Annotated in this window: 11 protein-coding genes; 3 read left to right on the plus strand and 8 right to left on the minus strand. The window is 46.5% G+C overall.

Translation table 11 applies throughout. The features are described from left to right. Nucleotides 1–10: 10 nt before the first annotated feature. From AABK39_RS21100 to AABK39_RS21125, 6 genes are all read right to left on the minus strand, one after another. Entirely contained in the window at nucleotides 11–1,513 is a 1,503-nt protein-coding gene (locus tag AABK39_RS21100) for a RagB/SusD family nutrient uptake outer membrane protein (RefSeq protein WP_338395218.1), read from the minus strand. A 30-nt stretch (nucleotides 1,514–1,543) separates the two neighbouring features. Next, nucleotides 1,544–4,786: a SusC/RagA family TonB-linked outer membrane protein gene (locus tag AABK39_RS21105; RefSeq protein WP_338395219.1), complete on the minus strand. Its 3,243-nt coding sequence runs from the start codon at nucleotides 4,784–4,786 to the stop codon at nucleotides 1,544–1,546. Between the two features lie 25 nt (nucleotides 4,787–4,811). Then, nucleotides 4,812–7,013: a fasciclin domain-containing protein gene (locus AABK39_RS21110; protein WP_338395220.1), complete on the minus strand. Its 2,202-nt coding sequence runs from the start codon at nucleotides 7,011–7,013 to the stop codon at nucleotides 4,812–4,814. Nucleotides 7,014–7,366: 353 nt separating this feature from the next. Beyond that, nucleotides 7,367–8,347 (minus strand): DUF3078 domain-containing protein, encoded by a 981-nt coding sequence (locus AABK39_RS21115; RefSeq protein ID WP_338395221.1) that lies wholly within the window; start codon nucleotides 8,345–8,347, stop codon nucleotides 7,367–7,369. Continuing rightward, a complete protein-coding gene (locus tag AABK39_RS21120; RefSeq protein ID WP_338395222.1) occupies nucleotides 8,325–10,790 on the minus strand; it encodes a plasma-membrane proton-efflux P-type ATPase in 2,466 nt (821 codons plus the stop codon). Before AABK39_RS21120 ends, AABK39_RS21115 begins: the two co-directional genes overlap by 23 nt. 147 nt (nucleotides 10,791–10,937) lie before the next feature. Then, complete coding sequence (locus AABK39_RS21125) at nucleotides 10,938–11,570, minus strand: MBL fold metallo-hydrolase (RefSeq protein WP_338395223.1); 633 nt, start codon at nucleotides 11,568–11,570, stop codon at nucleotides 10,938–10,940. Between the two features lie 171 nt (nucleotides 11,571–11,741). Between AABK39_RS21125 and AABK39_RS21130 the strand changes: the two genes are divergently transcribed. Then, the gene (locus AABK39_RS21130) at nucleotides 11,742–12,245 is read left to right on the plus strand and encodes an endonuclease V (RefSeq protein WP_338395224.1); all 504 of its coding nucleotides are present in this window, start codon (nucleotides 11,742–11,744) and stop codon (nucleotides 12,243–12,245) included. Nucleotides 12,246–12,757: 512 nt separating this feature from the next. Here AABK39_RS21130 and AABK39_RS21135 read toward each other — a convergent pair. Both AABK39_RS21135 and AABK39_RS21140 read right to left on the minus strand, forming a co-directional pair. Then, nucleotides 12,758–13,156, minus strand: coding sequence for a hypothetical protein (locus AABK39_RS21135; protein WP_338395225.1), 399 nt, complete (start codon nucleotides 13,154–13,156; stop codon nucleotides 12,758–12,760). Between the two features lie 4 nt (nucleotides 13,157–13,160). After that, a complete protein-coding gene (locus tag AABK39_RS21140) occupies nucleotides 13,161–13,526 on the minus strand; it encodes a nuclear transport factor 2 family protein (protein WP_338395226.1) in 366 nt (121 codons plus the stop codon). 162 nt (nucleotides 13,527–13,688) lie between these two features. Between AABK39_RS21140 and AABK39_RS21145 the strand changes: the two genes are divergently transcribed. Together AABK39_RS21145 and AABK39_RS21150 are read left to right on the plus strand one after the other, a co-directional pair. Next, the gene (locus tag AABK39_RS21145) at nucleotides 13,689–14,093 is read left to right on the plus strand and encodes a winged helix-turn-helix transcriptional regulator (protein ID WP_338395227.1); all 405 of its coding nucleotides are present in this window, start codon (nucleotides 13,689–13,691) and stop codon (nucleotides 14,091–14,093) included. 161 nt (nucleotides 14,094–14,254) lie between these two features. After that, nucleotides 14,255–14,800: an RNA polymerase sigma-70 factor gene (locus AABK39_RS21150; protein WP_338395228.1), complete on the plus strand. Its 546-nt coding sequence runs from the start codon at nucleotides 14,255–14,257 to the stop codon at nucleotides 14,798–14,800. Nucleotides 14,801–14,839: the final 39 nt, after the last annotated feature.

Genomic DNA, 14,839 nt, shown 5'->3' on the forward strand with positions numbered 1-14,839 from the left:
CCAAGGTTCTTTAGTTCTGAGTGTCGTAATACGGATTCTGCTTGAGGTTCCTATTGTAGTCGATTTCCTTTTGGTAAATCGGCAAATAATAGCTCATCGGATCCTGTAGCTTATTGCGCACTTTCTGGCGTTCACCGGCCGGAACGCCTTCCATCAAGATGTCTATCAAGATGTCCTTATTGGCGTAGTTTCCGCGTTTGGCTATCCTAAGCAAATCGAACCAGCGTTTGCCCTCGGCAACAAACTCGCGGGCGCGCTCTTCAAGCAAAAGAGTGATCCACTGCTTTTGGGTCATATTCTCCTGAGGAGCAAAAGCCTCGACTCCAGCTCTTTCTCGGATCGTATTAAGGATTTCCAGAGCGTCGGGAATCTGTGCGTCGTTTTGGGCGGCCAAAGCTTCGGCTTTCATCAACAAGACGTCGGCGTAACGGTGAACGATCCAGTTGGCGTCGCTTTTGTCAGTGTCTCGAGAACTCTCCTCATCTGTCCCTAATCCAGTATATTTCCAGATCGGAGGAGTATCCGAATCCTCACCGCCAATAAAAGTTCTCCCTTCTCCCCTTATATCAGTAGGCTCAAACAGGTCCAGCATATTGCCATGAAGCAATAAACGAGGCGGAGCATTGTTAGACCCGGTAAATATTAGGGTCAAAAGGTTGGTTTGATTCTCCCTATAATCGAACTGAAGTTCAAAAATCCCCTCGTTGGTATTACCCGTTGCAAAAATTTCCAGCCATTCATCCTTGGGTAACAACCCGTATTTTCCTGAAGTAATGACTTTTTCACAAGCCACCAAACAGGACGCATAGTCCTCTTTCCAAAGATAAACCTCAGCCTGCAAAGCCCTAACGGCCCCTTTAGTAGCGCGACCTTTATCATAATCGTCTCGGCCGAATGTTTCCAAAGCGTAACGCTCGGCAAAAACAAGATCCTCTACTATCTGGTCCATTACCTCCGCTTCGGTCGATTTGGCCGGATAGATATCCACTTGGTCCGTATCCGATGGTTCGAGTACCAAAGGAACCTCTCCAAAAGTCTTAACCAAATAGAAGTAGTTCAAAGCCCTAATGTAACGGGCCTCCGCCAACAGCTCATCGGCCTGGACTTGATCAAATGACGCATCCTTGGTTACAACTTCGGGAGTGAACTTAATAACAGTGTTTGCCAGATTAATAGAACTGTACACCTGCCCCCAAGAAAGAAGACCATTTATAGTCTCTATATTACCGTCCATGATCCGCCCCATATTCACGGTAAACAGAGCATTGGACAAGCCTTGGTAAAACGAACCTCCGCGAGCTTCACCCCATACCAAGAACGACGAGTAGTTCTCTCTAAGGTCCCGGTACGAGGAACTAAGCACAGAGACAACGTCTCCCTTTTTGTTCCAATATTCCTCTTTTATCAGGTTGTTTTCCGGCTTAAGCTCAAGCCATGAGGAACAGGAAGAAAGTCCTGCCGCTACGGCCATCGCCAAACCGAGAGCCAACCTCCGGTATGTTGATTTCATCATAATTTCCGCAGTTAAAAATTTCATATCGGATCAGAATCGCAACATGGCTCCGAGTGTAAAGCTTCGTGCCGGCGGCGTATTGGCTTTATCGTAACCAATAGTAAACGGATCCCTACCATTAAGCCCAACTTCAGGATCTTGGCCTGAATATTTGGTCCATGTGAAAAGGTTGTAAGCCGTAAGGGTTACGCTACATTCCCTTATCCCGAATCTCTTCAACAGTTTCTTGTCGAAAAGATATGACATAGAGAGCGTCTTAAGCCTGAGGTAAGATCCGTCCTCGACAAAGCGGTCGGAACCTAACCAGTTATAACCGTAGTTATAAAGCGCGCGCGGAATATCCGTTTCGTCTCCCGGTTTTCTCCAACGGCGCAGAACCGCCTCACTCTGGTTGTCGGTGGTGTACATGTTTTCGGTGTTCATTCTGGTCTGGTTAACCACCTGCTGACCGAGACGATAGTGGAAAAACATGTTCAGGGCGAGACCTTTGTATTTGATCCTTGGCCCGAAACCTCCCGTTACATCCGGATTTCCATCTCCAAGGTAAACCACGTCAAGCTCATTGATAACGCCGTCTTTGTTGATGTCCTCATAAATAGCGTCACCGGCTCTGAAAGTGTAATCCGCTCCGTTCGTTGTTTTCTTCATGTACACATATCCGTCACCGTTAATCGTTCGGATAGGCTCCCCGTTACGGTCGCGGGCAATAGCGTCTTCGTCACGAGCGTAAACGCCTTTGTACACGTATCCGTAGAATGATCCGATCGGGTCACCCACGTCAATACGAGCCGCATACTGCCCGTTTACGTTTACATTCGCTTTTTCCGGATTGAAGTTCTCCGGTAGCTCGTCCATCTGGTTGCGGTTTCTGGCGATGTTGAACGCAAAACCGAGTGAAAAATCCTTTTTCTCGATAAGCTTTGCGTAAAGATCCAGTTCGAAACCTTTATTGGAAATCGTACCGAAGTTCTGAGTCATCTTCGCATAACCAGCGCTCGATGGAATCGACAGGTCTTTGAAAATCAGGTCTTCTGTTGTCTTGTTATAATATTCCGCGGTTACGGTAAGACGATCGTTCCAAAGAGCGAAATCAACACCAATATTTGTCTGCTTCACGGTTTCCCAGCGTAAGTTTGTCAACTCAATATTGGCAGGCCGGACTCCACCAAGATCCATATAGCCTCTGTTTGTACCATACACCCCGTATTGCAAATTGCTTTGCTCCGGCTCGTTACCGTTTTCACCGTAACTGGCACGTATTTTCAGCAGATTTACGAAGTCCAAACTCTCCATAAACTTCTCGGACTCCATTCTCCAAGCCACCGAAACGGCTGGAAAATGTCCCCAGCGCTGTTCCGATCCGAATTTGGAACTGGCATCTGAGCGCAAGCTGGCCGACAGAATATAGCGGTCGTCATAGATATAGTTTCCTTGATAAAGAATACCCATTGAACGATAGCGACCATAGCCTGAGTTTGCTCCTATAATGTCAGCTGAAAGAGTTGGATCCCTAAAATCACTTGTTGGTAAATTGCTTTGTACACCCAACGAACTTGAAGATAACTTATCCGTTGTCTGGGCCATAACCCTAGCCACCAATTGGTGCTTGCCCAAATTCTGTGGCATAAGCAAAAACTCGTTACGTGTCTGAATTACGTTGGCCCCTTTATCAGCCTCGATTGAGTTATTAACCAATCCATTATACCAATAACCACTTACAGCACTCTGAGGAAGATATTCGCGCGTTTTTTCCGAGTTCACGTTAAACGAAACCGTTCCTTTATATTGCAACCACTCTTTAGGGTTGTATTGCAAAGTCATCACGGTGTTGATTCGGTCCGTGATCTTCTGGTTTTGCGCTTCCTTAGCCATAGCCACAGGGTTGTAGCTTACGGCAAGATCATTTTGATAATAATATCTTGGGCTGAAATACTGGTCGGTTGGCATTCCGTCCTCTCCGATTTCGTAAATGCTCATGTTCGGCATTTTTCGGAAAGCGGCTCCACGAACGTCACCCGTATTGTCATCTTGATTTACGTTATAATTACGGTCGTTATCAGTACGCAAGAATGAGATCCGTGAACTGAGGAGCAATTTGCTTGAAAGGTGATAATCAAGGTTAAAGCGTCCTGTTACGCGTTCCAATGCCGTTCCTACCGTTGTCCCTTCCTGGTCCGTATAGCCTAGCGAAAGGTAATAGCGGGCTTTTTCCCCACCGCCCCTGAGACTTACGTTATGGGCGTTGGTGTAGCCCGTTTGCGTAATGGCGTCGGTCCAGTCCGTGTCCTGAGCGAACTCATCGTAAAGAGCGTATGTCGGGTCGTAAGCTAGTTCCCTAAACCTGTCGATAAACTTGGTGTTTCCCGAAGGGTTAAAAAGCGCTTCCTTCTGCATACGCACATAATCCGGACCGCTGAGCATCGGGATGGTCTTAGGTTGCGAGGCTACGCTAAGCTTATAAGAGTACGATAAGCTAGGCTTCGAATTCGTTCCTCTTTTGGTGTTGATAACCAAAACTCCGTTAGCCGCTCTGGACCCCCAAATGGCGGCGGAAGCGGCGTCTTTCAACACTTCAATTGTCTCGATATCCTCAGGAGCGATATCCACCAGAGCCCCGAGTTGCTGGTCGTCCGCGGACGAAAAATCAAAATCGTTTCCGATAGTGCCGTCAAACGGTATTCCGTCGATTACGATCAGGGGCTTGTTGTTGCCGGTGAATGTAGAAGCACCGCGAATACGGATATTGATTCCCGCTCCCGGATCGCCGGAGTCGGCAACGATATCCACGTTACTCATACGTCCCTGAAGGGCTTGGTCAAGAGAAACGGCCTGAACGTCGGCGATTTCCTCCATCTCCACGCGCGAAACCGAAGTGGCGCGGTTAAGCACGGTAATCATTCCTTCCGATCCCATCTTGTCGGCCTGTACCACCACGCCGTTACCGTCAAGCATTATGACGTCCGGTTGCAATTGCACATCCACGGTTTCGCGGTTGTTCAGGTTTTGATACTGCGGCTTATAGCCGATGTACGAGAAACGGATCCTGTTCTTGGGATCCTTCATCTTGAAAAGATACACCCCGTTAAAATCCGTTACGGTTCCGGAAATGTTCCGGTCGTTAGCGTCCACCTCGACAACGGTCACGCCTATCAGCGCCGAGCCGTCGGTCGGGTCCGTGACCTTGCCCCTGACGATCACCGACTGGGCCCTAAGGAACCCGAACGGCGCGATGGTAAGCAAGGCTAATATGATTATACTAATCTTGAGTCTCACAGAAAAAAAGTTTAGTGGCCGAAAATCACTCATCAAAGACCAGGATGTCTTCCAGTATATGCACCACGCCATCCGAAGCGAGAATATCGCCCTGCTGTACGGCCGCGGTAGCGCCCGTGGCGTTTTCGATATACAGTTTCGCTCCGTCGTGCTTCACCATTACGTTTTCGTAATAGGTGTCGAAGTTGTCGGAACGCTCCTTGTCAATACGGGCGGTTTCGAAAGTGCCCGTGTTCTTGCCGTCGGTAAAGGCGTACTGGTTAGCCACGAAGAAGTAGCGCACAAAGGCCAACAAATCGGCTTTTTGCTCATCGGTAAGCGTACCGTACTCCGAGGTTTCGGGAATAGTTCCCGCGACGCGGGCTTTGGCCATGGCTTCGTTCGACGGGATAAAAGCGGTAAACTCGCCACCGATCAGGAAGTAATACCATCCGTTGTCGATAGCGCCTACTGCTTGCGCCAATTCGTTGAAATCAGAGAAGCGATCGTCTGTAAGGATAGCCTGCGACACGTTTTTGCTGGCAGGTTCGGGCACGGCGCTCACTTGGTAAGCTTTTCCGTTTGTGCCTTCTCCTGCTTGGTTCAGCACGTCTACGGCCTCTCCGTTCTCCATATTACCGCCACCGAAGATCTTATTGTTCTCGTAAGACAAGTACATGCCCTCGGCGGTTTTGAAGAAGCCTTTTCCGGAAAGGTCAACATCGTCGGAATAAACGATAAAACGTTTGAGGAAATCCGTCATCGCCGGCAGGTCCTCTTTTTCGGCGGGAACGAGTTCTCCGCTTTCAGTATCTAAAACCAATACCTTGCCCAAGGACTTGCTATAATCGTAGCCTTTGGCTTTCAACAAATCGTTTTCCGGCACGAGCAACACATAATTGGCTTCGTCTTTCGACAATGAGGTAAGTTGCTCCGTAGCGCCAAGCATCTGCATGAAAATCGAATAATCCTTGTTGAAGAGGACCGGACCACTAACCGAAGTGAAGACCTTGGCCGGCAATACCTTATCCATGCCGTAAAAGCCGCCGTTCGATCCCATTTCCCTGAATGACACATCTGCGTCCGGGTTGATGTCGATTTGGTCACCGAAATAGTTATAAAGACCGATACTTGACAAAACGCTAGGCCACGCCATGTTTTTTTCCACCATATGGCCCTGAACCAAATAGTAAAGCACCAAATCCGGAACCTCTTCCAGAGACGGATAGTACTTCAAAACAGTCTGATCCAAATAAGCCTGCAAAACGTCATTGGAAGGAACGAAAATACAATGATGGAGCTTTTCCGCACTGAAAGAAGTGTTGGTCTCGTTAGTTCCGATACGCTCATTGGCGATATCTACCAAGGCGTAAGTATCCCCGTTGCCAGTGCTACCGAACGACTTTAAGAAAAGCGAATCCCTCTGTTGGGCGGTAGGGTCTGAAAAGTCCAAACTATAGAAATAGTACCTCTCAAAACGGTCAGCCAGCGAAGCGAAAAGCGAGAAATTCTGCTCTTGATGAAGTATGTCATCCAAATTGCGGAGTGGCTCAACCACCTCGTCAATTACGTAAATATATCCGTTGTTGGAAGGGATTTCTGACTCCGTGATTTTAGAACCAGCGAAGTTAAAGCCTCCCCATTCCTTATCTGGATAAAAATACGTGTAATCCGAAGAGCTGATCTTAAGCTCGGCGACAAACTCATCGGAAAAAATCGGAACTGACTTATTCCAACGATTTTCCAAAATGTTTCGTCCCTCATACTCCACCACTCTGTTCTCAGGCTTGTAGTAGGATGTTTTCTTAAACGTCCTCGCCCCGATCTCGCCCCAAGGCGAAGTGTCGGAATCGCTGTCCGGGCCTGTCGGCGCCCACACCGAAGAACTGAGCATCTGCTCCTTGCTGTAAGGCGCACTCAGGATATGGGTGGCGATCAAAGCTTTCAGGTCCGGTTTGGGAATATCCGAAACGGAACTGTAACCTTTCTTGGACAGGTAGCGATCAAAGGCCTCGTCTGTGGGAGCGAACACGGTATTGGCTCCTTGAGAGACGGTCATATCGTAGCCTGAGACCCTCATAGCTTCGATAAAGAGAGAAAAGTTCCCTTTGGCCTCCAAGGTCTCTATAGTGGTTCCTTTCAGCCAATCCGGTTTTTCGTAGTGTTTTTCGAATTCGTTCTCGCAACTCCAAAGGGAAGCGGAAAAAAACACGAAGACCAAAAACGGTAATCGGTAAAAATGCTTCATACTCATTATATGGTTTATTTGAAACAAGCGCTTGCCAAAACTTTTTAGACATAACGGTACACTCCTTTCTCTGACAGTATCAGGAATGGCATTCCATAATCTTCATACAAAAATCACCAAAGGGCCTTCTCACACAGTTCTCACCAGCCCTTATCGATTATCAAGCAAAACGGCATAGGGTTCTTCACAAACACGCACGGTTCTATAGCGTCTTGCGACAATAAAAATTTTATCGATATAAATGGACGTTATATTAAGAAGAGCGAAAACAATTCAGGACATCGCCTCGAATTTTGAAAAAAGTTTAAAAAAATTTCAGCGCCATAATTCCCACCTAATCATTTATGCCAAAATTAGAACGTTTTCTTTATTCCCAAGCCCAAAACATAGCGGAGTTGCAACGCAGGCCCTACAGTCTCGTCGTCCCGAGTAACGTTGATATCGTCGTCATAAATCAGTTGGCCAGAGAAGTTGGCCGAGAACCAATCGTTAACCTTTAACTCGAACATATATGTCCAGTTGATGTCAATCTTCCCGATTTTCTCATATTCGCTAAAAAGGTTAAGAGAACTTTTGAATTTGCCGTTTTCCATAAATTCCTTGGTAAGGTCGAGGTAGATATTCGGCCCAAGTTGGCCGTTAAAATTAGAACCTTTGGGAACGCCGTAATTACCCAAAGAAGCGATAGAATCGTTGCTGATAATCGTGAGCTTGCCCGCCACCGGGGAAATTACCGTTACAAATGATTTCTTGTTGATAAACTGAAGCCCCAAAGAAATATTGACCAATGTGGGCGACAGAAATTCGGAAATCAGTTCACGTTTGTCCACTCCATTATCAGTGGAATATTTGTAACCGGCATCGAACTGCGTCTGAAACACCAACAAGGACGCAAAACTAAGCTTGGGACTCACTTTCAAGCCAAAACTGGTCGTGTTAATAAGATGGTCGCTGGTTTTTCTAATCGGAAAGGAAGTCGACGCCAAGTAAACCAAGCCGTATGCCATGTCAATTTGTTGGAGAAAAATGGTTTTGGAGGATTCCCTCCGCATCCCGTAAACCGTATTTCCCACTACAGAGATTGAGCTGTTACCGCCCGCGGCCCAATTGCTAAGTCCGGTGGAGCTGGCCGAAAGCGAAAACGACCCTCTATTCGACCAGCGGGTAGTGTCCACCTGACTAATTGTGGTATCCGGGAAGTATTTCAACAAATCCTGTTGGGCATACAAAAGCCCGGGCGACAAAAACACCCACACCAACGACAAGATCCGTAGCCATCGGCCTAGCCGGATATCCGATATTTGATATGTGTCAGCTTTTCGGATTGGCTTCACGCTCGAACCTTCTATATAGCCAGCACTTTATACCGTCAAGAGGGAACATCCAAAAGAAACAATAGGCCCAAGTGGCGCCCACATACCACCAATCAAGGGGCTTGACAAGTCCAAAACCGAAACCGGCAATCAGCGTTACGACCAATTTTGTGCCGATAGCCGACCAAAGCAAAGGCGCCGAGGGATACGGCCGTTTCCAAAACCGGCCCTTCGTGCGCGTCACGAAAAGGGTCATATGGCCCGCTACCGCCAGTTTCAAGAAAATAAGCGTTTGCAAAGAGGCTTGGTCAAGGTGAAATTGGTTACGGCCAAGCAATAAGAGTCCGCTGGTTTCGAAGACTCCGAAAATCCCGATAAACCAAGCCATACGGATGATCTTCTTGGTATTCCACCGTACGGGCGAAGCGCTGACCCGGACATTGTCGGAGGCCAGAGTCATAATGGGAACATCATTGAGCAAGGCCAAAAGGATAATCATAACGGCCGTAATGGGATAAAAACCAAAAGCCACCATGGCGAAAACCACAAAGAACATAATCCGGATAGATTCCGTAATCCGATAAATCGCGTAGCTGTTCATCTTCTCAAAAATCCGGCGGGCTTCCTCTATGGTCTGTATTACCACGCCAATTCCTTCGGAAGTCAACACTACGCCGGCGGCGGCTTGGGCCGCGTCGGTGGCGCCTTTTACGGCTATGCCGGTGTCGGCTTGTTTTAGTGCCGGAGCGTCGTTTACCCCATCGCCTGTCATGCCTACAATATGGCCCTGCGCCTGCAAGGCTTTTACGATGGTATATTTATGCTCCGGAAAAACCTCGGCAAAGATATCCGCCCGAGCAATTTTCCCTGATAGATCCGCGGACACCGTATCGCTGTCCGTCGCTTTTACATCCTTAAAGGCGTCTCCAGCGGCGAACACTTCTTTGGAAAGCCCCAATTCTTTACCCACTTTTCTGGCAATAGCCACGTTGTCGCCAGTTATCATCTTTACGCCCACGCCCATATTCCGGGCGCTTTCGATTGTCTTGCGGGCGTCGGCTCGGAGAGGGTCGGTGATGGTTACCAGTCCCAGAAAATGCCAAGAACCTTCCTGCTTCCGGGCTACGCCCAGCGTCCGGAGACCTCCGGAGGCAAGTTCCGTGATTTCATCCTTTACGCGCTTGACTTCTTCGTCCTTACCCTCCATCAGATCGGCGATCACTTGCGGAGCCCCTTTTACGAAAAGCTCTTTTCCCTCAGGCGTATCCACCAAAGCTTCGGAGCGTTTATTTACCGGGTCAAAAGGCTGGAAATGCTCCGTATTCCGCCTTAAATCAGCAAGGGATTTTTTGTCTTTCACAGCACCCACCATCAATTTGTCGATTGGGTCTTCGGTCGCATCCTCGGAGGCTACGGCGGCGGCCAACATCAATTCCTCTTCGTCTTTGGCTTCCACCAAATACGGATCGCTCAAGCTTAGTTGGTTTCTGGTCAGCGTCCCGGTTTTATCGGAACAGAGCACATCCATCCCAGCCATTTCCTCTATCGATTCCAAATGCGTAACCACCGCTTTGGCCTTGGCTAAAGTAACGGCTCCCCTCGACATGATAACGGTAAGCACAGCCGGAAGCGCGGCGGGAATAGAAGCCACAACAAGGATAAGCGCAAACTGTAAAAGCGTAAGAAACGAACTACCCTTGATAAGCATAACAGCCACCAAAACCACAGCCAAAGCCACACTAATAAAAATCAGAGCCTTGCCGATACTGAGTATGGCTCTATTAAAATGGGATTTGGCTGAAGCCTCTGATACTAGCTCAGCCGTCTTTCCAAAATAAGTATCGCGACCAGTGGCGTAAACAAGCCCCTTCATACTACCCTTTTTCGCCACAACTCCGCTGTAACAGATATCACCATTCTCCTTCATCACCAGCATGGACTCTCCCGTCAGGGATGATTGGTCCACGCTCAAAAAATCGCCGTCAACAAGCTTTACGTCAGCAGGGAGAATGTTGCCAGCCTGTATCCGTACCATATCGCCGGGTACCAAGTCTGCCGAACGGACCTGCTGCCATTTGCCGTCACGCAGAGCCAACGCTTTTAGGGCGAGCTTCTCCCGTAAAGCGTCCACCGCTTTCTCGGCTTTGGACCTTTGAAGGAATCCGATTACGGCATTGAAAACCAACAACAGGCTGATGATTATCAAATCGGACCAATGCCGCACCAATGCCGAAAGGATAGCCGCCGCTTCGATAGTCCAAGGAATCGGTCCCCAGAAAAAGGACAGAAATTCCAGCCACGCCGGCGTGGATTTGCTTTCTATGGTATTCTTTCCGTAAAATTTCTCCCTATCAGAGGCCTCTTGTCCGGTTAACCCTTTATCAAGATCGGTTACCAAACGTTTGGCCATTTCAGAAGCCTCGAGCTTTCGGGCGTCCTCCGCCCCAATTCTTTCGTAATCCATCCCCTAGCTTTGAAGAACTGTATATTTTCATTTTAAAACAGGACTTATAAGCGTGATGTTTTACTTGAATTGAGATAGAGCATTAGATATTTTATCCAAATCTACACTTAGGGCTAAGCATCTGATACCTAATGTCAAAATTTGGGCTTACACTCCAAGTTTATTGACTAGCCGGTCAATAATCTGTCGCCACTCACCCCTTGATACTTCCACCGCATCGTTGTGCCCGACGGCCACACTGCACATGATCACGTCTACATCCAAGTCTTTGATCTTCAATAAACTTTCTTTCAAATCCGCAGGATTTCCGCCTTCTTGATTCATGATGAGATAATTCCATTCACCTTTGTCAAGGTAAATCGTGTCACCGGAAAACAGGTAGTTTTTGCCGTAAGGCGATTCATAAAAATAACAAACGTTGCTGTTGGTATGGCCCGGCGTTTCCAATATGCGAAGCCCTCCGGGAAGAGACGTGTCCTTATCAAATAAGGTATCGGCCTGAGCTATTCCCTCCAAATACGGTGCGCAGTTTCTATGGCAACAGAGTTCGGCCCCGAGGATTCGTTTCGAAATATTTAAAAATTCGTTTACTTCATGATGATGGCTAAGGCACTGATACTTTACGCCACCCATCTCCTGAATCCGAGACAGCTCCTCTTTCTCGGTAGTATAATAAATCAGCGCATTGCCCTCTTCGGTTTTCAGAAAATACGCCTTTAGGTCCAACCCGAAATGGCTCCCCCGCTTTGTCTGCCATAAGTCTTGATATAGCTCTTTCATAAAATATCGTCTTAATTTGACCAAAAACGCCATGTTCGGCATCTTTCTCCAACTTTAAGACGATCCGGAATGTTGTAACCCTTCAAAAAAAGGAATGGAAAGTGTGTGTACAGAAACAGAAAAGAGATTTACCTTTGCCACACATTTACATCCAAATACTTTTTCAGATAAATGATCTACGCCTTCGATACTTATTATTTTGACAAAAAAGCGAAAACCGTATGCCTCGGTTTCAAACACTGGACCGACAGCGAAGCCTCAGTAACACTTTCGGAAACCATCGCATCAGACGAAGACTACGAGCCCGGCGCCTTTTACAAAAAAGAATTGCCTTGCATTATGAACCTTTTAAAGCGAATCGACCTTCTGCCGGAAGACCTGATAGTGGTAGACGGTTACGCCATTCTGGACGACGACGGAAAGATAGGCCTTGGCGGACATCTTTACGAAATGCTAGATCGAATTGTAGGAGTAATTGGGGTGGCGAAGACTAACTTCGTAAGAAATCAAAAAAACAAGCGGGAAGTATTCCGGGGAGTAAGCAAAAACCCATTGTATATCAGCGCAATCGGCACTAATCTGGATCAAACGTCGCAGAATATAAAACGTATGCACGGCGAACACCGCATCCCGACTTTACTCAAGAAATTGGATCAGTTGACTAGGTGTTTTTAGGGGAGATTAGGCATGAGGTATAGCCTGAAACAGCTACCTAAGACTTAAGACCAAATACCTAATACCATTAAAAAAAAGCCCTTTCCGTATAAACAGAAAGGGCTAGGAAAACGAAGCCAAGCCGGCCGAGCATCTGCCCCGTTGTGCCCGCTACCGACCCGTTTCGTTTTCATTTCTTTGTCACATACGTCCCCGTTTAGGACGTCTAAGTCATGTCGCGTCAGCGTTGCCCCCTTGCCCCGACCTTCTGGAATCGGTAACAAGTACGCCAACCCGACAGCACAAAGATATATACAGCACAGCCATTATCAATACGTGGAAATACCCATTTGATAAAAATGGGGGTTTTTCCCTGTTCTTGCAAAAGGTTGGTGAGTCATGTTTTGTAATCGGACACTAATCTTATTGATACTTAGCTACAATAAGTGATAAGCTACAAAGTCCACTCTGCAAAAAGAGGCCGCTTTATTCCTAAAACAGCCTCACCTTAACGTAAAATCATATTTCTGTCATTACTTCAGCCGACTGTACAATAATGACAACAGTGTACCATAAGTACAGAATTGTGTCAATCCGACTAGGCCTTCGACTATCACCCAAGAGACAATATTCGGGACCTGATATTTGGCCGGTTCCGTAAATGTCGGATAGCTGACAAACAAAGCGCTCATTAACAATCCGAACAGAAAGCCTTTAACCAATGTATATTTTCCTTTTGAGAATAGGGGAAAGAAAAATGAAAGGACCGCCCCTTGAAGAATCATAGTCAAAAAACCCAAGGGAAAAATCACTTCTTTTCTCGTAAACGAAACCGCCTCATAATGCTCAACATTTAAGACGAAATGCGAAATGTATTGCGTGGTAAACGTTACCAGTATAAAAAGCAATGTGCCAAAAAGTATTTTTTTCATATCCCTATCCATTCATTTCTTTTCTATATTCTTCGGCGTCGTAGAATACTTTGATTAATTGAATTTTTCCGTCGACCACCTCAATCCACTCAGTCATATCCAGCGAAATCGTTTTGCCTGTTTTCATCGCCACCCGCATTTCGTTTTGCGTAATAACCCAATTACCGCTTTCCACCAGTTGTTTCAAATTGTTTTCCCTGACCGTAGGCATAAAAGATTCATTCAATTCAATAAATGCTTTCTTTCCCTTAAGCTGATCCACAGGCCCGATAAACTGAATGTCGTCGGCGATCAAATCCTGCCACGAATCGTTTCCGGACATCATTTTCTGTCCGAAAGATTGAAACACTTCCAATGCTGTCTTTTCCATTTCTGATCGTTTTTGCCTGCCAATAACATCTTTATCGATACGACAGGCGAGTTAATAATAATTTTTTGCCCTACTTTACGAGCTTACGAGAGCGCAACTTATTCGCTTGCTAAAAACAAGTGAATCAAATATAGATATTCGCTTGCTAAAAACAAGTATTGTATGAGGAAAATCGAAAAAAGATCGGATTGTCCTATCAGTTATACCATGGATTTCTTCGGGGATAAGTGGACCTTATTGATCATAAGGGATATCGCATTGAAGGGAAAATGCTTTTATAAAGAGTTTCTCAACGCCGAGGAAGGAATTGCCACCAACGTATTGTCGGACAGGCTGAAAATGCTGGAATCCGAAGGGATAATTTTCAGCAAGAAATATGAAAAAATAAAGACTATGAAGAAATATGGTCTTACGGAAAAAGGAAAAGCGTTGATTCCGTTATTAGTTGAAATCATACTTTGGGGTGGCACGTATGACAATGAAACCGGAGCTCCGAAAGAATTTCTTGAAAGGGCCCGAAATAACCGGCAAGAAGTTATCCAGTCATTCTTAGATTCACTAGAATGACAAGAGCCAATTTCCCAATATGGGATTAAACATTATTTCGTAAATACTCAAAACGTTATTATTATCCATTCTTGCCTTATCTCACCAATCGAGAAAAACTAAAAAATTACCGTATTTTTGCTATTATAAAATAATAAACACCTAATCCCCGATATAATAGTATGAGTATTCGTGTGAATTCTTTGGAAGAATACGAAGCCGTATTCCGCTCGCATTATGCGGGATTGGTTTCTTACGCCTTTGGCTTTCTGAACGACCACGACGAGGCCGAGGACGTTACCCAAGAGGTGTTTATCAAAGTGTGGGAACGCAGGGACAGCATTGAGCTTAAATCTGGCTGGGGAGTGTACCTAAGGGTTGCGGTAAGGAACGCTTCGGTTAATCGGCTTAAATCCAAATACAGGCAAATGATGAGCGAAGAACTCCAGGAATTTCGTGAGCCGGCGGAACTGGAGACCAGCGACCTTGACCTAGCGGATCTGGAAACTTTGGCCAATAGTATCCTCTCGCAATTACCTGAAAAGACGGGAATCATTTTCCGTATGAGCCGTTTCTCCAACGCCTCTTACGAAGAAATAGCAAAAGAACTGGGCCTTTCCGTGAAATCCGTCGAATATCATATGAGCAAAGCCATTCAGTGGATTAAAAAGAATCTCTCCAAACACTGGTACATGGTGTGGTTGCTGATGGGAATGATAAAAAAATAAAAAATTCAGGGTACCGGTTTAGGGTATATCCAAATGCCT

The organism is Fulvitalea axinellae (genome assembly GCF_036492835.1).
Lineage (GTDB): Bacteria > Bacteroidota > Bacteroidia > Cytophagales > Cyclobacteriaceae > Fulvitalea > Fulvitalea axinellae.